The 20,044-nt window shown below is 69.9% G+C and carries 18 protein-coding genes; 6 read left to right on the top strand and 12 right to left on the bottom strand.

Annotation, left to right across the window (positions count from 1 at the left end; translation table 11 throughout):
- Nucleotides 1–9 precede the first annotated feature (9 nt).
- Complete coding sequence (gene argS / locus KK483_RS20565; RefSeq protein WP_262006672.1) at nt 10–1,776, top strand: arginine--tRNA ligase; 1,767 nt, start codon at nt 10–12, stop codon at nt 1,774–1,776.
- A 63-nt stretch (nt 1,777–1,839) separates the two neighbouring features.
- Here argS and KK483_RS20560 read toward each other — a convergent pair whose 3' ends face one another.
- The 8 genes from KK483_RS20560 to KK483_RS20525 form a co-directional block, all read right to left on the bottom strand.
- Nucleotides 1,840–2,112, bottom strand: a complete 273-nt coding sequence (locus KK483_RS20560) for a DUF1876 domain-containing protein (protein WP_242329157.1) — start codon at nt 2,110–2,112, stop codon at nt 1,840–1,842.
- Between the two features lie 26 nt (nt 2,113–2,138).
- Entirely contained in the window at nt 2,139–3,854 is a 1,716-nt protein-coding gene (locus tag KK483_RS20555) for a glycoside hydrolase family 13 protein (protein ID WP_262006671.1), read from the bottom strand.
- A gap of 92 nt (nt 3,855–3,946) precedes the next feature.
- The gene (locus KK483_RS20550) at nt 3,947–6,421 is read right to left on the bottom strand and encodes a carbohydrate-binding protein (protein WP_262006670.1); all 2,475 of its coding nucleotides are present in this window, start codon (nt 6,419–6,421) and stop codon (nt 3,947–3,949) included.
- A 29-nt stretch (nt 6,422–6,450) separates the two neighbouring features.
- Nucleotides 6,451–7,326 carry a carbohydrate ABC transporter permease gene (locus tag KK483_RS20545; RefSeq protein ID WP_262006669.1) on the bottom strand — a complete coding sequence of 292 codons (876 nt, stop codon included), beginning with the start codon at nt 7,324–7,326 and terminating at the stop codon, nt 6,451–6,453.
- Entirely contained in the window at nt 7,326–8,297 is a 972-nt protein-coding gene (locus KK483_RS20540; RefSeq protein ID WP_262006668.1) for a carbohydrate ABC transporter permease, read from the bottom strand. The genes KK483_RS20545 and KK483_RS20540 overlap by 1 nt, the downstream gene beginning before the upstream one ends.
- The gene (locus KK483_RS20535) at nt 8,297–9,658 is read right to left on the bottom strand and encodes an ABC transporter substrate-binding protein (RefSeq protein ID WP_262006667.1); all 1,362 of its coding nucleotides are present in this window, start codon (nt 9,656–9,658) and stop codon (nt 8,297–8,299) included. Before KK483_RS20535 ends, KK483_RS20540 begins: the two co-directional genes overlap by 1 nt.
- A gap of 172 nt (nt 9,659–9,830) precedes the next feature.
- On the bottom strand, nt 9,831–10,847 hold the full coding sequence (locus KK483_RS20530; RefSeq protein ID WP_262006666.1) for a LacI family DNA-binding transcriptional regulator: 1,017 nt from the start codon (nt 10,845–10,847) through the stop codon (nt 9,831–9,833).
- Between the two features lie 67 nt (nt 10,848–10,914).
- On the bottom strand, nt 10,915–11,322 hold the full coding sequence (locus KK483_RS20525) for an ATP-binding protein (protein ID WP_262006665.1): 408 nt from the start codon (nt 11,320–11,322) through the stop codon (nt 10,915–10,917).
- Nucleotides 11,323–11,435: 113 nt separating this feature from the next.
- Between KK483_RS20525 and KK483_RS20520 the strand changes: the two genes are divergently transcribed.
- Both KK483_RS20520 and KK483_RS20515 read left to right on the top strand, forming a co-directional pair.
- Nucleotides 11,436–12,263 carry a helix-turn-helix transcriptional regulator gene (locus tag KK483_RS20520; protein ID WP_262006664.1) on the top strand — a complete coding sequence of 276 codons (828 nt, stop codon included), beginning with the start codon at nt 11,436–11,438 and terminating at the stop codon, nt 12,261–12,263.
- Nucleotides 12,260–12,535, top strand: coding sequence for a DUF397 domain-containing protein (locus tag KK483_RS20515; RefSeq protein ID WP_262006663.1), 276 nt, complete (start codon nt 12,260–12,262; stop codon nt 12,533–12,535). The genes KK483_RS20520 and KK483_RS20515 overlap by 4 nt, the downstream gene beginning before the upstream one ends.
- Here the strand turns inward: KK483_RS20515 and KK483_RS20510 are convergent.
- A complete protein-coding gene (locus KK483_RS20510; protein WP_262006662.1) occupies nt 12,499–13,800 on the bottom strand; it encodes a helix-turn-helix transcriptional regulator in 1,302 nt (433 codons plus the stop codon). The genes KK483_RS20515 and KK483_RS20510 overlap by 37 nt on opposite strands.
- 199 nt (nt 13,801–13,999) lie before the next feature.
- On the opposite strand from KK483_RS20510, the gene KK483_RS20505 reads away from it, so the two are divergent.
- Complete coding sequence (locus KK483_RS20505; protein WP_262006661.1) at nt 14,000–14,728, top strand: DUF4232 domain-containing protein; 729 nt, start codon at nt 14,000–14,002, stop codon at nt 14,726–14,728.
- A 54-nt stretch (nt 14,729–14,782) separates the two neighbouring features.
- Nucleotides 14,783–15,607 (top strand): DUF4253 domain-containing protein, encoded by an 825-nt coding sequence (locus KK483_RS20500; RefSeq protein WP_262006660.1) that lies wholly within the window; start codon nt 14,783–14,785, stop codon nt 15,605–15,607.
- A gap of 121 nt (nt 15,608–15,728) precedes the next feature.
- Here KK483_RS20500 and hemB read toward each other — a convergent pair whose 3' ends face one another.
- From hemB to KK483_RS20485, 3 genes are all read right to left on the bottom strand, one after another.
- Nucleotides 15,729–16,724 (bottom strand): porphobilinogen synthase, encoded by a 996-nt coding sequence (gene hemB, locus KK483_RS20495; RefSeq protein ID WP_262006659.1) that lies wholly within the window; start codon nt 16,722–16,724, stop codon nt 15,729–15,731.
- Nucleotides 16,725–17,126: 402 nt separating this feature from the next.
- Nucleotides 17,127–17,663, bottom strand: coding sequence for a hypothetical protein (locus tag KK483_RS20490; protein ID WP_262006658.1), 537 nt, complete (start codon nt 17,661–17,663; stop codon nt 17,127–17,129).
- Between the two features lie 349 nt (nt 17,664–18,012).
- Complete coding sequence (locus KK483_RS20485; protein ID WP_262006657.1) at nt 18,013–19,200, bottom strand: transposase; 1,188 nt, start codon at nt 19,198–19,200, stop codon at nt 18,013–18,015.
- 198 nt (nt 19,201–19,398) lie between these two features.
- On the opposite strand from KK483_RS20485, the gene KK483_RS20480 reads away from it, so the two are divergent.
- Nucleotides 19,399–19,971, top strand: coding sequence for an LAETG motif-containing sortase-dependent surface protein (locus KK483_RS20480; RefSeq protein ID WP_262006656.1), 573 nt, complete (start codon nt 19,399–19,401; stop codon nt 19,969–19,971).
- Nucleotides 19,972–20,044: the final 73 nt, after the last annotated feature.

Below are 20,044 nucleotides of genomic sequence, written 5' to 3'. Positions count from 1 at the left end.
CGGAAGCTCATGGCCTCGGTCCCTTCCCTCGCTTCGACCGTGCAGCAGCGCCTCGCGGACGCCCTCTCGGCAGCCCTGCCGGAGGCCGGTGTCGCCGATCCCATGCTGCGACGAAGCGACCGGGCCGACTTCCAGGCCAACGGCATCCTGGCGCTCGCCAAGAAGCTGAAGGGCAACCCGCGCGAGCTGGCGACGAAGGTCGTGGACGCGCTCCCGGCCGATGGCCTGCTGAAGGACATCGAGGTCTCGGGCCCCGGCTTCCTCAACATCACGATCACCGACGAGGCGATCGTGAAGACCCTCGCCGCCCGCGCCGCCGACGCCCGCCTGGGCGTTCCGCACGCCACCGGCGCCGGCACGACCGTGATCGACTACGCGCAGCCGAACGTGGCGAAGGAGATGCACGTCGGCCATCTGCGCTCCGCCGTGATCGGCGCCGCGATGGTCGAGATCCTGGAGTTCACCGGCGAGAAGGTGGTCCGGCGCCACCACATCGGCGACTGGGGCACCCAGTTCGGCATGCTCATCCAGTATCTGATCGAGCACCCCCACGAGCTCGACCACACGGACGAGGCCACCGTCTCCGGCGAAGAGGCGATGTCCAACCTGAACAGGCTGTACAAGGCATCGCGCGCCGTCTTCGACTCCGACGAGGAGTTCAAGGACCGGGCCCGCCGCCGGGTGGTCGACCTCCAGGCGGGGGACGAGCAGACCCGCTCCATGTGGCAGCGCTTCGTCGACGAGTCGAAGATCTACTTCTACTCGGTCTTCGACAAGCTCGACATGGAGATCAACGATCCTGATGTCGTCGGCGAGTCCGGCTACAACGACATGCTGACCGAGACCTGCCGCCTCCTGGAGGAGTCCGGCGTCGCCGTCCGTTCCAACGGGGCGCTGTGCGTCTTCTTCGACGACGTCAAGGGCCCCGAGGGCAACCCGGTCCCGCTGATCGTCCAGAAGTCCGACGGCGGCTTCGGCTACGCGGCGACGGACCTCTCCGCCATCCGCGACCGCGTGCAGAACCTCGGCGCGACCACGCTGCTGTACGTGGTGGACGCCCGCCAGTCGCTCCACTTCAAGATGGTCTTCGAGACCGCCCGCCGGGCCGGCTGGCTGAACGACGACGTCAAGGCCGTCCAGCTCGCCTTCGGCACGGTCCTCGGCAAGGACGGCAAGCCGTTCAAGACCCGTGAGGGCGAGACGGTGCGCCTGGAGGACCTGCTCGACGAGGCGGTCGAGCGGGCGACGGCCGTCGTGCGCGAGAAGGCCGAGAAGGTCGGCCTCGGCGAGCAGGAGATCGTCGAGAACGGGCGGTACGTCGGCATCGGCGCGGTGAAGTACGCCGACCTGTCGACCTCCGCGGTCCGGGACTACAAGTTCGACCTGGACCAGATGGTGTCGCTCAGCGGCGACACGTCCGTCTACCTCCAGTACGCGTACGCCCGTATCCAGTCCATCCTCCGCAAGGCGGGCGAGGCGAAGCCGGCCGCCCATCCGGAGCTCGCGCTGGCCCCGGCCGAGCGGGCCCTCGGCCTGCACCTGGACCAGTTCGGCGAGACCCTGGCCGAGGTCGCGGCGTCCTACGAGCCGCACAAGCTCGCGGCGTATCTGTACCAGCTGGCCACGCACCTGACCTCGTTCTACGACCAGTGCCCGGTCCTGAAGGCGGACACCCCGGCCCAGGTGGAGAACAGGCTCTTCCTTGTCGCCCTCACCGCCCGCACGCTCCAGCAGGGCATGGCGCTCCTCGGCATCCGCACGCCCGAGCGTCTCTGATCACACGCATACGCCCGCAGGCGGGCCCCGGCGATCCGATCGCCGGGGCCGCCTGCGTTCCGCTCACTGCGTCAGGGGGTGGGCCGGACGCCCTGTGCTCTCCTCGATCTCGTCATGGGCCTTCTCCAGCATCTGCTGTGCCATGTCCATCAGCGCCCGCGCGCCCGCGATCTCCTCGCCGACGCGGAGCTGCCCCGGATCGGACGGGTGACGGCTGGCGTTCCCGTGCCCCCGGACCTCCGTGCCGTCGGCGAGGCGGACCATCGCAGCCGCCTTGGTCTTGTCGCCGTCCTCGGCGAATTCCATGTCGACGTGCCATCCGACGAGCGTCTCCATGCAGATCACCTCCACCGTTACCACCTTCAGGGTGCTCCGCCGGGCCGCAGATCACCACCTCGGCCGGGGTCCCGGTCGGCCCAGAGCCATACGCAGGCGTCCGCGGGCACGTTCCCGTCGTCCAGCGGGACGCTGCTCAGCAGCACCTCACCGGGCGGCAGCGGCACCGGCTGCCGGCCCAGGTTGACCAGGCAGGTGAAGTCGCCCCGGGTGAAGCGCAGGGTCCCGGGGGCCGACTGCGCCCAGGCCAGGGTCTCCGGTAGCCCGGCCAGCCGGTCCCGGCGCAGGGCCAGGGCGGTCCGGTAGAGGCGCAGGGCCGAGCCGTGGTCGGCGAGTTGGGCCTCGACGCTGTACGGGCCCCAGTCGACGGGCTGTGGCAGCCACGTCCCGGCGCTCGTCTCGGAGTTCGTCTCGGAGTTCGTCGTCTCGGCGCTCGCCCCGGAGCTCGTCCCGGCACTCGTCCCGGAGCTCCGCGAGAAGCCCAGCGACGGGCCGTCCGCCGTCCATGGCAGGGGGACACGACAGCCGTCGCGCCCCCGGTCCGTGCCGCCGGAGCGGGTGAACTTGGGGTCCTGGATGCGTGCGTCAGGGATGTCCCGCACCTCGGGCAGGGCCAGTTCGTCGCCCTGGTAGACGTACACCCCGCCCGGCAGGGCGAAGCTGAGCAGGGCGGCGGCCCGGGCGCGGCGCCGGCCGAGCGCCGTGTCGCTGGGGTCGAGCAGCCGGGGCGCGCCCATGTCGAAGGAGGTGTCGGCGCGGCCGTAGCGGGTGACATGGCGAATGGTGTCGTGGTTGGAGAGCACCCAGGTGGGCGGGGCGCCGACGGGCTCGTGCGCGGCGAGCGTGGCGTCGATGACGCGGCGCAGGGCCGCGGCGTCCCAGGGGCAGCACAGGAAGTCGAAGTTGAACGCCGAGTGCAGCTCGTCGGGGCGCAGATAGCGGGCGTACTGGGCGGCGGTGGGCAGCCACACCTCGCCGACGAAGACGCGCTCGCCGGGGTAGGAGTCGAGGATCTTGCGCCAGGAGCGGTAGATCTCATGCACCTCGGCCACGTCCTGGTACGGCAGATCGGTGGGGTCGGGGTCGGGTCCTGCGGAGGGCAGGCCCGGCTTCTTCGCCAGCCCGTGCGCCACGTCGATCCGGAAGCCGTCGGCGCCGAGCCTCAGCCAGAAGTGCAGGATGTCCTCGAACTCGGCCCGCACCTCGGGGTGTTCCCAGTTCAGGTCGGGCTGTTCGGGGGCGAACATGTGCAGGTACCAGTCCCCGTCGGGCAGCCTCGTCCAGGCGGGGCCGCCGAAGTAGGACTGCCAGTCGTTGGGCGGTTCGTCGGAGGAGCCGCCGCCGGCGAACCAGAACCGGTCGCGCGCCGCCGAGCCGGGCCCCGCGGCCAGCGCCTCCTGGAACCACGGGTGCTGGTCGGAGCAGTGGTTCGGGACGAGATCGACGATCACCCGCAGCCCGTGCGCGTGGGCCTCGGTGATCAGCTCGGCGGCCTCGTCGAGGGTACCGAAGACGGGGTCGATGTCGCGGTAGTCGGCGATGTCGTAGCCGCCGTCGGCCAGCGGGGAGACGTACCAGGGGTTGAACCAGAGCGCGTCCACCCCCAGGTCCCGCAGGTACGGCAGGCGGTCGCGGACGCCGGCCAGATCGCCCGTGCCGTCGCCGTTGCCGTCGGCGAAGCTGCGGACGTAGATCTGGTAGATCGCGGCGTGCCGCCACCAGGCGGGGGTGGACGTGCTCACGAAGGGCTCCTTGTCTCTCGGAGGCTGCCGGGGACTGCCGGGGGCTGCCCGGGGACTGCCGGAAGGACGGAAACGGTGGGCTGACGACCGGGCTACCAGCCGGAGTTGCCCTGCCCCCGGGTGACGGTGAAGCCGCCGGCCAGGCTGAGCCCGCCGGAGGCTGCACCCGTGACGGTCACGCCGGTGAAAGTGCCGGCGCCCGCGGAGTTGATCTCGATGCCGTAGTGGCCGGTGGTCTGGATCCGCACGTTCTCCAGCCGCAGATCGCCGACGGTCTTCTGCCAGCTGACCAGGGTGCCGCTGTAGGTGCTGTCGAGGATGTCGACGTCCTTCACGTGCACCGGGGTGGTGATGTCGGAGCTGTCGGCGTAGATCCACAGCGCGCCGAGCTTGCTGGCCCAGTTGCGTTCGTAGCCGCCGGTGCGGGTGAGCGTGTTGCGCTGGACGTACGTGGGTCCGCTGAACGGCAGCGGTCCCGAGCCGAAGTTGCGGGTGCTGATCGCGATGCCCGAGGCCGCGTCCACCGTGTCGGAGAGCAGGTTGTCCTCGACGCGGTTGCCGCTGCCGCCGTAGACGGCGGCGGCGTTGGCCAGCAGCGGAAGCTGGACGGTGTTGAAGCGGTAGGCGCAGTCGCGTACGGGCTGGGCCTCGGAGTACATCGCGAGACCGTCGTCACCGGTGTTGCGGACGGAGGAGTTCCACAGCTCCGTGCCGGCCGTGCCCTTGTGCAGGTTCACGCCGTCGGCGAAGGTGCCGCGGATCCGCAGCCCCGAGGCGTACAGGCCGGTCGTCGGTGCGTCCAGCCACATGCCGACCTTGGTGTGCTCGATCCAGACGTTCTGGATGGTCGAGCCCGTGCCGAAGTCGCCCTCGATGCCCGCGTCGAAGTTGGTGTCGTCGCGGTACGTGACGTCGCCGGAGATCGTCAGGTCCTGGACGGTGCTGGTGCCTCCGCGGCCGAAGAGCACGCCCTTGCCGTTCCTGCCGCGCAGCACGGTGTGCCACTCCCCCGCGCCCCGCAACTGGACGCCGGTGAGGCTGACCTCGCCGGAGATGTCGTACGTCCCGGCGGGCAGCCACAGGCCCTTGCCCTGGTTCTTCGCGGTGCCGAGGGCGGAGTTGAGGGAGGCCGTGTCGTCCCCGCCGTCGCCCGAGGTGACGCCGAGGGTGGTGGCGGAGACGAAGCCGGCGGGCATGGAGTAGGCGTCGGGGGCGGTCTCGGTCTCGACCAGGTCGAGGGTGTACGAGGGGGCGGTGTCGCCCGAGTCCTTCTGGAACTTCAGCACGGTTCCGGCGGGCAGGGTGGTGCCGAGGAGGACACGGGTCTCGTCGTAGAACCGGTGGGCTGAGCCGCCCGCGGGGTCGTTGTTGTACGGGTACGCGCCGTACACCCAGGCGTACTTCGAGGTCAGCGCCAGGTCGCGGAGGTGGGTGCCGCCGTTGTAGACGCTCAGGGACGCCTGGGTGCCGGTGCCCGCGGCGTTGTCCGGGATGGAGTAGCGCAGGGTGAGGGCGTTGGCCGGCTTCACCAGCGTGACCTGTACGTACTCACCGGTCTGGTCGAGGACGACCGCACGGCGCCCGGAGGCTTCGGAGGCGGGGGTGAGGTAGGTGCGGTCCGGGCCGATGGCCGAGGCGTTGGTGCTGCCGGACTCCGCTTCGTACGCCGTGTACGGCACGGTGGCGCCCCGCGCGGCGTTGGCCGCGGCACCGGCGATGTTCAGCCCGGCCAGGTCGAAGGCGCCGTTGTCGCCGGACTCGGTGCGCAGGGTCAGCGTGTTGAGGCCGGCGCGCAGGGGAGCGTCCGTGGCGGTGTCCCGCCAGGCACCGGAGGTGCCGGGGAGCTGAAGCTGGCGGACCTTGGTGCCGTTGGCGGTCAGGGTGATCGTGGCGTTGCCGCTGCCGGAGGTGCGGTAGCGGACGCTGACGTTCTGCGTGCCCGTGGCCGTGGCGTTCACGGCGAAGACCGCGCGGGCACCGGTGCCGGTGAACCCGCTCAGGTAGCCGCTGCCCGCGGTGACCCCGCCGGAGCGGAAGAAGTCCGTCGCAGGGTGCGTCAGGCTTCCACCGGGGCCGGGCTCGGGGGTGGTGAAGACCGCGTTGTCGAGGTTGACGTTGCCGGAGTCGGTGGAAGTGAACGTCAACGCCACGGTGTTGGCCCCTGCGTTGAACGACACCGGCTCATCGACCGTGCCCCAGGTGTCCCAGTTCGCGGTCGCCGGAAGGCTGACCTGGCGAACCTTCGCCCCGTTCACGTACAGACTCAGCGTCATGGCCGCCGTCGTACCGTTCGCATACCGCAGCCGCATCGAACCCGAACCGGCCACCACCGACTGAACAGAGAAAGCAGTCGACGCCGTGCCCTTGTTGGCATCGGTATAGCCACCCACAAAACCCGCACCGGTATAGCCGACGTGATCCGAGGCGACCACGGCACCACCCGACAACGCGGCGGACTCCGCTTCGACGACTGCGGTGCCCGCATGGGCGGGGGTGCCAGGGGCGAATCCGTAGAGCAGGGAACACAGGAGGGACAGCAGGATCATGGTTGCGGCTCTGGATCTCATGGGGATCCTTCCGGATGGGGGGCGGGCGCTCAGCCCTTGAGGCTGCCGGCGGTCAGGCCGGCGATGATGTGGCGCTGGAAGATCAGGAAGAGCACGAGCAGCGGGACGCAGGCCATGACCATTCCGGCGAGCAGCTGGTTGGCGGGCATGTCCTGGGCCAGCCGGAGCAGCGCCACGGTGATGGGCTGCTTCTCCGGGTCGGGGAGGACGAGCATCGGCCAGAGGAAGTCCTTCCACACCCCGACGACTGCGAAGATCGACACCACCGCGAGAACCGGGCGGGACAGCGGAAGGACGACGGAGACCAGGGTGCGCAGCGTCCCGGCGCCGTCGATCCGGGCGGAGTCGAGCAGTTCGGCGGGGATCTGGTCGAAGAACCGTTTGAGCACGAAGACGTTGAAGGCGTTGGCGGCGGCGGGCAGCCACACCGCCCACGGGGTGTTGATCAGGTTGACGTGCAGCAGCGGCACGTCGGCCGCGGTGAGATACGTCGGCACCAGCAGCGCTGACACCGGCAGCATCAGCGTGGCCAGCATCATGCCGAGCACCACGTTGCCCAGCACGGGCCGCAGCTTCGACAGCGCGTACGCCGCCGCCACGTCCACGATCAGCTGCACCAGCCAGGCGCCGAGCGCCAGCAGCAGGGTGTTGAGGAGGTACTGGCCGAGCCCGACGGTGTCCCAGGCGCCGGAGTAGCTTTCGGGGTGCCAGGTCCTGGGCAGCAGGGTCGGCTCCGGGTCGGCGAGTTCACTGGAGGACTTCAGCGCCCCGGTGGCCATCCAGTACAGCGGGAAGACGAAGGCCAGGGTGAAGCCCACCACGGTGGAGACGAGGACGAAGCGGTAGAGGAAGCGTCCCGTGCGGCGGTTCATCTCGCCCGGGGCGATCAGGGTGCGGGTGCTCATCACTTGCTCCGGGTCAGGCGCAGATACACGGCGGCGAACAGGCCGAGGACCACGAAGAGCACCGTGCTCATCGCGCTGGCCAGGCCGAAGTCGTTGTAGACGAACGCGTAGCGGTACAGGAGCAGCAGTACGGTGACGGTGGCGTCGTCCGGGCCGCCGCCGGTGAGCACGAACGGCTCGATGAAGACCTGCATGGTGCCGATGATCTGCAGCAGCAGGGTGATCATCAGGATGAAGCGCATCTGCGGCAGCGTGACGTGCCACAGCCGCTGCCGGATGGACGCCCCGTCGAGCTCCGCCGCCTCGTACAGCTCCCCGGGTATCCCGCCGAGCGCCGCCAGGTAGATCAACGTGGTGGTGCCCATGTTGGCCCAGGTGGAGACGATGACCAGGGAGACCATCGCGAGGTGCTCCGACTCCAGCCACTGCTGGGCCGGCAGGTGCAGCACCTCCAGGACGTTGTTGAACAGGCCGGGGCCCGGATCGTAGAACCACCGCCACAGCAGCATCGTCACCACCGGCGGCAGCATCACCGGCAGATAGACGGCCATCCGCAGAAACCCGCTGGCGTGCCGGAACTCGTTCAGGACCACGGCGGTGACGAACGGCGTGGCGAAGCCGAAGACCAGGGCCAGCAGGGTGAACCAGCCGGTGTTCTGCCAGGCGGTGAGGAACAGCGGGTCGTCGAACAGCCGCTGGAAGTTGTCCAGGCCCACCCAGCGAGCCGGCTGGGCGAAGGTGACCTCCTGGAAGCCGAGCAGCAGCCCGCGGACGATCGGATACCAGGAGAACAGGGCGAAGACGACGATGCCGGCGGCGAGGAAGGCATAGGCGGTGAGGTTCTCGCGGACCCGGCGGCGCTTGTACGAGGAGGGGGCGGCGGCCGTGCCGCGCACCTGGCGGCGGCTGCCCCCGGTGCGCGGCGGACGGACCTCGGTGGTGCGGGCCTCGGTGGCGGGGCTCGCGGCCATTACTTCACCGTGGCGAGGATCGTGTCGACCTTCTTCGCCGCGTCGGCGAGCAGTTGGTCGGGGTCGGCGTCCTTCTTGGTGAGCACGGCCTGCATCACCCCGTCGAGGACGGTGTAGATCTGCTGGGCGTTCGGCGGTTCGACCTTCAGCTCGACCTGCGGAGAACGGTCCACGAAGGGCTGGAAGTTGCGCTGCGGCACGTTGGCGTACTTCGCGTGGACCGCATCGACCGTGGCCTGGGTCTCACCGGCGAACAGGTTCGGCTGCGGCAGGCCGATGGGGATGTCGGAGCCGGCCGACTTCTTGGTCTTGGCCTCCTCGTGCGTCGGGTCGTAGAACTTCCACCGGATCCACTCGATCCCGGCCTTGATCTGCTCAGGGGTCGCCTTGGGGTTGAACATGTAGCCGTCGCCGCCGCCGAGGGTCGCACTGCCCGGCAGCGCGGTCAGCCCGTACTCGTCGTACTTGCGCTCGAACTGCTTGACGATGGTGGGGATGTTGTCGGGCCCGGCCATATACATGCCGAGCTTCCCGGCGCCCATCAGCTGCTGCACGTCGGGGATCTCCAGCAGCTGGCGGGTGCCCATGCTGTTGTCGGTCCAGCGCATGTCGTGCAGGGCCTGCATCGCCTTGCGGCCGGCGTCCGAGTCGAACGCGGCCTTCCACTTGCCGCCGTCCTTGACCGCGACCTCGCCGCCCATGGAGTAGATCCATGAGGTGAGGTGCCAGCCGCCCTGGTTGTTCTTGCTGTAGTCGGCGTAGCCCACGGTGCCGTCACCGAGCCCGGCTATCCTCTTCGCGGCGCCGCGGACCTCCTCCCAGGTCGCCGGCGGCCGGTCGGGGTCCAGGCCCGCCTTCCTGAACAGCTCGCGGTTGTAGAGCAGGCCGAGGGAGTAGTTGCCGGTGGGCAGGCCGTACGTCTTCCCGTCCTCGTCCTGGAAGACCTTCTGCAGTTCGGGGCGTACGTCGCCGACGTTCGGCACGCCGGTCAGGTACGGGGTGATGTCCGCGGCCTGGCGGCGGGCGATCAGACCGGCCGGGTCGGTGAAGTAGACGTAGAAGACGTCCTCCAGCTGGCCGCCGGCGAGCTTGGCGGAGAAGGTCTTGGGGTCCATCAGCCCTTCGCGGGGCTGGATGTCGATGTCCGGGTGGCTCTTCTCGAAGGCCGTCACGTCCTCCTCGAAGTTCTTGCGGTCGACGGTCTGCGTCTTCGGCGGCATGCCGTTGACGGTGATGACGACCTTGCCGTCGGCGCTCTTGCCGTCCGACGAGGAGGACGAGCCGCCGCAGGCGGCGAGGCCGAGCGCGAGCGCACAGGTGAGTCCGGCGACGACGAGCCTTCGCGATCTGAAGCCATCCATGGCGGGAGCGCCTTCCTGGGATGCGGGAGGACGGCTCCGGTGGTGTCAGGGCCGCCGGAGCCAATCAGCGACGTTGCAGAACGTAAGAGCGCTCAACGCAAGAAGTCAATGAACGTGCGCAAGATTTCAATTCCGGTCGCCTGCGGAGCGGGCGGTGTGCGGCGGCCCGGTCTCAGCTCAGGGACCCACGCCGGACCGCGGTCGACCCGCGGACGATCAACTCGCACTCGAAGAGCATCGGTCCGGGGTCGGCGGCATGCCCGTCCATCTGCGCAAGCAGCGCGGAGACGGCCGCCGCGGCCATCGTCTGGACCGGCTGCCGCGCGGTGGTGAGCGGCGGATCGGTGGCCACCATGAAGAGCGAGTCGTCGAAGCCCACCACGGACACGTCCCGCGGGACGTCGAACCCCGACTTGCGGGCCCCGCGGACCGCCCCCAGGGCCAGGGCGTCACTGGCGCACACCAGCCCGGTGACACCGTCCGCCAACAGCCGGGCGGCCGCCGTGGCCCCGCCCTCCATCGAGAACATCGTGTGCGCGACCAGCGGCCGCCACTGCTCCTGGCTCAGACCTCTGGCCTGAACAAATGCGGCGTACCCGGCCAGCTTTCGAGCGGACGGCACATGGCCGACGGGACCGAGGAGCAGGCCGATGCGCTCGTGTCCGAGGGCCTCCAGATGAGTCAGCGCCTGATGGGCGGCATAGGTGTCGTCGGCGCAGATCTGAGCCACGCCGGCGTTCTCGTCCGCGGCGTTCACGAGCACCATCGGCACCTCGCGCTCACGCAGGGCGCGCCCCTGCTCGGGCCCGGCGTCGGCGAAGCTGGAGCCGATGAAGACGATGCCGCCGATGTTCTGCCCGAGGAGCATCTCGATGTAGTTGGCCTCGGAGACACCGTCGGCGGTACGGGTGCACAGGACGGGGATCAGCCCGGCCTTGTTCAACCGGCCCGCCATCGCCTCGGCGAAGGCGGGGAAGACCGGGTTCTGCAGATCGGGCACCACCAGCCCGACGAGCGGCGCCCGTTCGCGTCGGCTGGTGGCGGGACGGGGGTAACCGAACACGTCGAGGGCGGTGAGCACGATGTCGCGGGTGCGGGGAGCGACGTCGGGGCTTCCGTTGAGAACACGGCTGACGGTCACTTCACTGACACCGGCGAAGTCGGCTATGCGGGAGAGGCGGCGAGTCACGGAATGACCGTACAGCAGGCCCTGCAAATTTCGACCAGCCTGATGCAATTATCTTGCACTGCACCCGTCAGGGCCGAGGCCCACCGACCTCGAACTCGCACCACGCGACCTTTCCGGGCACCCGCTCCCCGACGCCCCATTTGTCGGCGACCGCCGCGACGAGCATCAGGCCGCGCCCCGACTCCCCGTCCGGCTCACGCAGGCGCGGGCTCCCGTCGCCGCTGTCGTGGACCTCGACCCGCAGGGCGTCCTCGTACCGCCACAGCCGCAGCAAGTACCCGCGCCCTGGCGGTACGCCGTGCACGAGCGCGTTGGTCGCGAGCTCGCTCACGCACAGCAGTACGTCGTCCTGGATCCGGCCCAGGCCCCAGTCCACCAGCACCTCGTGGGCGAACTTCCTGGCAGCGGGCACGGACTGCCGCTCTCGGCGACAGAACCGCTCGCGCACACAGGGGAGTTGGATCATCTCGTTCATAGGCCAACTGTCACGTTCGGTGACTACGGTGATGCAGTGCGCGCACCCGTACAACGCTTTTGTACGGGTCGCCCGCGCGTGACATACGGGTACGGGCGGGGAGTTGGGCCGGTATGCACCCCAGGAAGAAGCGGCAGCGCAAGAACGCGTCGGCAATGAAACTCGTGGGCTCGCTGCTGGCGTGCTTCCGCGAGTCGGCGGGCCTCACTCAGCGGGAGCTGGCGGCCCGGGTCTGCGTGGGCGAGGAGACGATCGCCTCGATCGAGCAGGGCAGGCGCCCGCTGAAGCTGGACCTGGCGGTGACGCTGGACCGCATTCTGGAGACGAAGCGGGCGCTGGCGACGGCGGTGGAGAACATGCCGGAAATTGATCTCATCCCGGCGTGGTCGGAGGAGTACATGGACTTCGAGCGCGAGGCGATCGCTCTGTCGTTTTTCGCGAACCAGGCGCTCCCGGGCCTCCTCCAGACGCAAAGATACGCCCGCGCGGTCTTCCACAGCCGGGTACCCGCCTTCGGCGAGGACGAGATCAACGCCAAGGCGGACGCCCGCATCGAGCGGCAGGAGATCCTGCACCGCAAGGTTCCCCCGACCACGAGCTTCATCATCTCCGAGGCGGTGGTACGCGACCGCCTCGGAGGCAACGAGGTCTACGCAGAGACGCTGCGCCACCTAAGCGCCTGTGCCGAGCTCCCTGGCATCACCCTTCAGATCATGCCTATCGGCCGACACAGCCACGCGGCGCTCGACGGCCCTTTCATCCTCTTAGAGACGCCGGATCACCAGCACCTGGCCTACACGGAGTCTCAGCGCGGTAGCCACCTCATCACCGACCCTGATGAGGTCAGCATCTTGGCGCGGAGGTATGCGATGCTGCGGACGCAGGCCCTCAACCCCGAAGAGACGAAGGGCCTGTTGAGTCAGCTGCTAGGAGAGCTATGAGCACCGCACTTGAGTGGTTCAAGTCCAGCTACAGCGGCAGCGACGGCGGCGAATGCCTCGAAGTCGCCTACGCCTGGCGCAAGTCCTCCTACAGCGGTGACGAGGGCGGCGCCTGCCTCGAGATCGCCACCCACCCCGCCGCTGTCCACGTCCGCGACTCCAAGAACCCCGACGGCCCCATGCTCACCCTCGCGCCCGCCGCCTGGTCGTCATTCGCCGGCTTCGCCGCCGCCGGTCACCCGGCGACCCACTCGCCCTTGTCCGGCCAGTAGAAGTAGCGCTGGCGCCCCTCAAGGGCGCTCGTACGGAACGGCTTTCCGCCGTCGTCGACCCGTACCGTCCCGTGCCGGTCGCCGCTGCTCCACGCCACTTCCAAGTACCACGTGACCTCGTGGGCTTCGGTGTGGACGTCGAGGTTCAGCACCTGGGGATCACGGGTGGAGACCTTGTACGGGAAGTCCTTGGCCGGGACGACGGTGTCGCCGTCCTGTCCGGCCACAGCCTTGGTCAGCGGCCTGGCGGCGTCCAGATCGATGGCGAAGGTCTGCGGAGTGACACCGCTGCCGCAGCCCTCGCCCATGGAGTACGCCTGCCAGGTCAGCGGGGCCTTGCGGCCCACGACGCGGACGTTCAGCGCGGTGAGGACCACCGACTCGTCCGTGTTGCCCGTCACGGTCAGCTGCAACTGCGCGTTCCCGCCGCTGACGCCGCCCAGGGCACGCGCCCAGCCGCGGGTGTCCTGAGGGGCGGGCGGTGGCGGGACCTGGTCCGGCTGCTGGTCCAGCAGGAAGTCCTCACCGCACGGCGCGTCCCAGTTGTACGAACTGATGCCCACGCTCGGCGCCGCGCCACCGCCCTGCCCGGCCGCCGGCTGCGGACGTTCCGTGGCCGCGGAGGCGGCGGAAGGAGAAGCGCTGCCGCTCGATGAGGCAGACGGAGAAGCGGAAACAGAAAGGGACGGGGTCGGGGACGGGGACACAGAGGTCCCGGTCGACGTCCCTGCGCTCGCTCCCCCTGGGGCCTGGCCCCTGCCTCGTGCTTCCGTGGCAGGCTCATCGCCCCCCAACCGGCTCATGGCGAAGGTGACCGGGACAGCGACGGCGACAACGGCCGCCGTGGCCACGGCGATACGCAGTCGGCGCTTGCGCGAGCCTGGCTGCGGCCCGATGACCACCGGCTCAGGCGCCGCGTCGACCGCCTCCGAGGGTGCGTCCGCGACCGGGGTCGGCGGCGTCGGATCGGCTTCCGCTGCCGGCTCGGCTTCCGCCGCCGGCTCCGCGACCCGGCCGCGCCTACGGGCCTCGTCGGCCAGGATCCACTGCCGGTGCAGTTCCACCAGCTCTTCCGATGTCGCCCCGCACAACCTCGCGAACCGCTCCACAGGGGCGTACTCCGTCGGGACGGCGTCGCCGTTGCAGTAACGGTGGAGCGTGGACGTACTCATGTGCAGCTGTCTGGCGAGCGCCCCGTAACTGCGCCCGGAGCGTTCCTTCAGTGCGCCCAGCAACCCTGCGAAGCCGTCCGTTCCTGTGGCCAACTGGCCCTCCCCCGTTGCTCGGCCGTTCCAGGTGCGCATTCCAGGCCGGGGGTATTTCAGCAGGTCAGACACCGTCCCGGCGTTCCAGCTTCCCACATTGTCCCCGGTCGGTTGTCCCACGATCCACCACCCCCGCAAGGTTGTGGACAGCAGGACGCAACGACTGAATTCACGAAACCCAACGGGGAGTCGAACCACCATGCGCACCGTCCGTACCCGCACCGCCATCGCCGCGACCGCAGCCCTCCTCACCGGCCTTTCCCTCACCGCCTGCCAGAGCGACGACACGGCCAAGGCGGCCGACCCGGCCGGTTCGGGCAAGGCGACGGCCACCACGTCGGAGACACCGGCGGCCACCCCGTCCTCCGGCACCGGTGGCAGCAGCGCCTCCGCCACGCCGGACACCGACGGTGGCAAGAGCTCCGGCAGCGGCAGCGGCACCGGCGGCAGCGGCAAGGAGCCGGGCAAGGGCACCAGCGGTGGCGGGAGCGGCGACGACAGCGCCGCCGCCCTCGCCACCTGCACCAGCGCCAACACCAAGGTCGTCGCCAGCAAGGTCTCGCGGCCCATCAACCACCTGCTGCTGACCGCGACCAACACGGGCTCCCGGCCCTGCGCCGCGTACGGCGCGCCCCTCCTTCAGTTCGACGACGAGCAGTCCCCCACCCAGTTCATCGAGGACAGCCACCCGCAGGCGGTCGTCATGCTCGACCCGGGCCAGTCGGCCTACGCCTCGGTCCTGCTCCAGGGCGAGGACATCAGCGGCGGCCGCACGGCCAAGGTCCTGCGGGTGAGCTTCGCCCCGCGCAACGGCAGCGGCTCGGTCGGCTCGCCCGTCAAGCTGACGCTGCCTGCGGACACGTTCAAGACCGACGACGCGGCCGTCTCGTACTGGCAGAGCGACATGTCCGACGCACTCGTGTACTGAGCACCGATGGGGAGGGGGCCGCCCGTTGTCAGTGGCGGCCTCTACCTTCGGAGCATGGCGATGCTTCCCAATCCCCTGCCGAAGCTGGCGACCGACCCCTCGGGCCGGTCGCTCGGCCTCCAACTGCCGCCCGGCCGGCTGATCGACGCGACGATCGACGGCCCCTGGCACGAACCGCTCCTCTGGTCCGCGGACGATCCCGCACGCCCCGGCGACTGGTCCGCACTCCTGCCCGCCCGCAAGGCCGCGGGTCTGCACCCCGTCCTCATCGGCTCGGGCGGCAGTGCCCACAACCAACAGCCCGAAGACTGGGACCTGGCCCCGGCGATGATGTCCTATCCGGGCGATCATGACGCCGAGGAGGTTCTGGAAGACTTCTGGGAGGAGTACGCGGCGGACGAGTTGTCCGCCCCCGAGGACCACCCGGACGACTCCACCTGGCCCGGACTGGCCTCGGCCACCAGCCCCGCCCTGGCCCCTGACGACGTCGCGGCCGACATCGCCGACGCGCTCTCGGCCGAGGACTCGTGGCTTTCGCGCGCCCGCCTCGCCCTCGTCCCCGCCCGCCGCAGTGCGGACATACCGGCCGCGCTGGGCTGGACCGGGCCGCTCAACCACGAGAACGACGTGGCGCGGCTCTGCTCCGTCCTGCGCTCGTGGGAGGACCGCTTCGGCATACGCGTCGTGGCGCTCACCTTCGACCAGCTGGTCGTCTCGGTCGCCGCCCCGCCGACGACTTCGGACGAGGCGGAGGCCGTCGCCGCCGAGCACTTCGCCTTCTGCCCGGACAACATCACCCAGGGCAGCTACGCCGACCTGCACGAGTACGCGGCCAAGGCGGTCCTGGACCAGCCCGCCTGGTCCTTCTGGTGGGACTGACGCGCGCACCTGAACCTGCCACGGGCCGAGGCCCCATCAGTCGCCGAGGCCCCGCTGTTCACCAGGAACAGCGGGGCTCTCGGAAGCGGCGCGGCGGGCGTCGGAGGGCAGGGGCCTTCGCTCAGCGGGCGAGCTTCTGGGCGGCTTCCGTCGCCCAGTAGGTGAGGATCATCTTCGCGCCTGCCCGGCGGATGCCCGTCAGGGTCTCCAGGATCGCCTTGTCCCGGTCGATCCAGCCCTTCTCGGCGGCCGCCTCGACCATCGAGTACTCACCACTGATCTGGTACGCGGCCACGGGCACGTCGACCGCGTCCGCGACCTTCGCGAGCACGTCCAGGTAGGGGCCGGCGGGCTTGACCATGACCATGTCGGCGCCCTCCTCCAGATCCAGGGCGAGCTCGCGCAGGGACTCGCGGAGGTTGGCCGGGTCCTGCTGGTAGGTCTTGCGGTCGCCCTTCAGGGAGGAGGCGACGGCCTCGCGGAACGGGCCGTAGAAGGCGGACGAGTACTTCGCGGTGTACGCGAGGATCGCCACGTCCTCCTTGCCGATGGTGTCCAGGGCGTCGCGGACGACGCCGACCTGGCCGTCCATCATGCCGCTGGGGCCGACGACATGGACGCCCGCGTCCGCCTGGACCTGCGCCATCTCCGCGTAGCGCTCCAGGGTGGCGTCGTTGTCGACGCGGCCTTCCGCGTCGAGCACGCCGCAGTGGCCGTGGTCGGTGTACTCGTCCAGGCACAGGTCGGACATGATCACGAGCTCGTCGCCGACCTCGGCCTTCACCGCGCGGATGGCGACCTGGAGGATGCCGTCCGGGTCGGTGCCGGCCGTCCCGGCCGCGTCCTTCTTGTCGTCCTCGGGGACGCCGAAGAGCATGATCCCGGAGACCCCGGCGGAGACGGCCTCCACGGCGGCCTTCCGCAGCGTGTCCAGGGAGTGCTGCACGACACCCGGCATCGCGGCGATCGCCACGGGCTCGCTCACGCCTTCCCGCACGAAGGCGGGCAGGATCAGGTCGGCCGGGTCGAGACGGGTCTCGGCGACCATACGGCGCATGGCGAGGGTGGTACGCAGCCGACGCGGCCGCGTGCCGGGAAAGGATCCGTACGCAGTCATACGCCCACGCTACGCCCGTGGGCGGGGGCCATTTACCGACACCGTGCCGGACGGTGCGGCTGCGGTCCGCACCTGCCCACCGGGCGGGGTGGGGGTCCGCCCGCGTGCCCCTGGAGGAGTCGGTCAACATCGGGTGCGGTTCTTGGCCATCCGACTCCGAGGAGGTACCCCAGAGGGCCCCCGGCCCCCACCCACCGCGCCTGGCCGGACCCACCGGGCGCCTGCCCGGACCCGATGCTTCAGCCCCATCGGGGCAACGTCTCCGGCCCAGCCGGGCGGAGCCAACCGGGTACGCACCCGGGGTCGGGGGTTGTGCCCACCCGTTCCTCCCCCTACGACTTCGTCCTGGGGGACCCCCCACGCGGAACGCATGCCCACAACGGTAGGGGCGAGGGTAGGGCGTCAGCGGTAGTCGTCGAGCTCGCCGCGAAGCGAACCCCCACCCTCCCCGGCCGTGGGCTCCGTGCTCAGGAGGCTGAGGAAGCTGCTGAGGGGGTGGTGCTGAGGGCGGGCGTCGTAGTCGATGCCCTCGGGGTCCTTGTACGCGTGCAGCCGCTCGAACGGCATGATCACGTAAGGCCGCTTGGACCAGGGGTGGGTGTCGGCGGGTTCGGGGTCCATGCGCCACTGGGTGCCGCGGGTGCGGTTGTGGACTTCGCCGACGTACCAGCAGGCGACCTGCACGAGCTCGGTGTGCTCTTGGGCGAACAGGTCGTCGGGGCCGGTGATGTGTTCGCGGATGAGGGCTTCCATGCGGTCGAGGGAGGGCTCCGAGAAGTCCCATCCGCCGCCGTGGCGGCCCTCGCGGCGGTCCCAGTCGTCGAAGCGGTCTCGCTGCTCGGCCAGCCACCCGGTGAGGCGGGGGTTGTCGGCGTGCCGGCGGTCGATGCGCTCGCAGGCGGCATGCTCGTCCTCGGGGTCCCAGGTCTCGTCACTCACAGCCGTCAACCCTATCCCCGCTCCTGGCATTAACGACCGGGCATCTGCACGGAGTTCACACATGCCACATCAGAAAAACCGTGTCACGCCCGCGAGTTGAGGCCCTAGGGTGAGACGGCTTGTGCAGGCGCCCACATGACCAGGGGGCCCTGGCGCCCGCACAGGCGGAATCTGCCCCTCTTCCAGGGCTCCCGGGGGAAACGGGGAAACACCGTCACCCTCTCGGCCGTGAACGGCCGAGCTTGTGCGATTATGCACAGGCTCGGTCGTGTTCACGCCTCGTCGCGCTCCCGACTGCCCCCTACGACAGGGCGGTCACGGGTCGCATCTCCCCAATCGCCGCGCAAGGCTATGCGGTGTTCGGGACGGGTGCGGTGACGAGCACCCACGCCGAGCGTGCGCGGTTGCGCACGTTGATCCCGGCGACGTGGTCGGCGGGCCCAGCGAGGCCGCACTGACGACAAGAGAAGTGGTCCCGAGTGGGCCGGTTAGCCCGCTCGGTGTGCCCGCAGCGCGGACAGCGCTGCGAGGTGTACGCCGCATCCACCTCGATGAACGCCACTCCGACCCGTTTCGCTTTGTAGGCCAGGTGCTGTCCGAGCTGGTGGAACGGCCAGGAGGAGAGCGTGCCCCGCTGGTCACGTCGAAGCCGTACCCGGTCCCGGATCCCGTCGAGCTCCTCGACGGCGATCCCGCGACCGGTGCGTTGCGCAACGGACACGATCTCCTTGCTGATCTTGTGATTCGCGTGCGTGGCATGACGCTGCTCCTTCCGGGACCGCCGGGCCGCACGGCGGGTGGCGGACCGGGTGTTCTTCCGTTGGAGTTCGGCGCGTTTGCGGGCCTGCCAGCGCCGATAGCGGCCCAGGCGGCGGCCTTGGTAGTTGGCGCCGTCCGAGGTGGTGGCGAGATTGGTGATCCCACGGTCCACGCCGATGAAGTCCACCGGCTCGGCCACCTCCGGCTCCGGGATCTCACAGGTGGCGAGCAAATACCACTTGCCGCCACGCTGGACCAGGTCAGACTCGCCCTTGCGGTACTCGGCGAGCGCCTTCAGCTGACCGGCCTGCCCGGTATAGCGCACGCCGCGCATCCGCCCGTCGACCGTCCAGATCGACACCGTCCGCGCATCCGTCTGCCAGGAAAGACACCGGTCGTCGAACGGCTGCGCCGCCTGAGGCCGGAAACCGATCGGGTGCCCGGTCGCCTTGCGGTACCGCTTCGGGGCCGGACGGCCCAGCAGCCCGCCCTCCATCTGGGCGGACAGCGCCGCGTAAGCATCGACGACCTTCTTGACCACCCGCACCGCGGGCTGCGCCGACAGGCTGAACACGTCCTTGATGTCGGTGTAGACGGCCTTCTGGAGCTGGTTACGGTCCTTGACGCCTGACTCGTACGCGAAGCGTGAGACGTGCTCGGCGGCCCGATTGCAGGCACGCAGAGTGGCCTCCAACGCCGCCGCCTGCGCGGGTGTCGGCAGGAGCTTCACCCGCACGACCACCTTCATGACCACGACCCTAAACAGCACCCCGCACACCCGTGCCCAGATCGCACACCCTCACCCCAACTCGCGACCACATCGCACGGACGTACGCATTTCCCGGCTCCGCCTGGCAGCCCTCGCGGGCGCTCCGCCCCCCTCACCTCCCGTTGCCGTGATGCTCCGCATCACCAGTACCGGATGCGATTCCTCCCCGACGTGAACGCCGGGGCTTCCTCGCAAGAGCCAGGTGACGTGAGCCGCTGGGCGCTGCGCGCCCCCCACAAGGAGTGGACCGGCAAGCAGGTCTGGGACCGCTACTACAAGGCGTTCACCGAAGGCACCTTCAAGTACAAGTGGTCCAACGGTCAGGACATCTACACCTACACCGTCGGCGGCGTCGACTTCTCCAAGCAGCCCAAGCGCAACATGAACCCCGTCACGTTCCGGACCGAACAGCGCTACAAGCCCCGCACCGTCGGCTTCGCCGTCGACACGATCGCCGACGACCCCCACAAGGAGGGCTACCTGATGTTCGGCGGCAACAGCGCCGGACGCTCCCAGGGCGGCACTCCCACGCCCACACCGACCCCGACCCCGACGGACACCGGGAAGCCCACCGAGAAGCCCACCCCGACGCCGACGGACCCGGCACCGACGCCCAGCGAGCCCCCCGCCACCACCCGGCCGGAGGACCCTGACGGCGACCTCGCCGACACCGGCAGCAGCACCCCGGTCGGCCTGATCGCAGGCATCGCCGCCGCGGCCGTCGTGGCCGGCAGCGGCCTGGTCTGGTGGCGCCGCCGCCGGGCGAACGCCGAGAGCTGACCCGTACCGGCTCCCGCAACAGCAGAGGGCCCCTCCCCGAACCCGGGAAGGGGCCCTCTCGCATGTCCGGTGT

This window comes from Streptomyces sp. FIT100 (assembly GCF_024584805.1).
Lineage (GTDB): Bacteria > Actinomycetota > Actinomycetes > Streptomycetales > Streptomycetaceae > Streptomyces.
The sequence above is the reverse complement of the archived record's forward strand: the minus strand, read 5'-3'. Positions and strand labels throughout refer to the sequence as shown.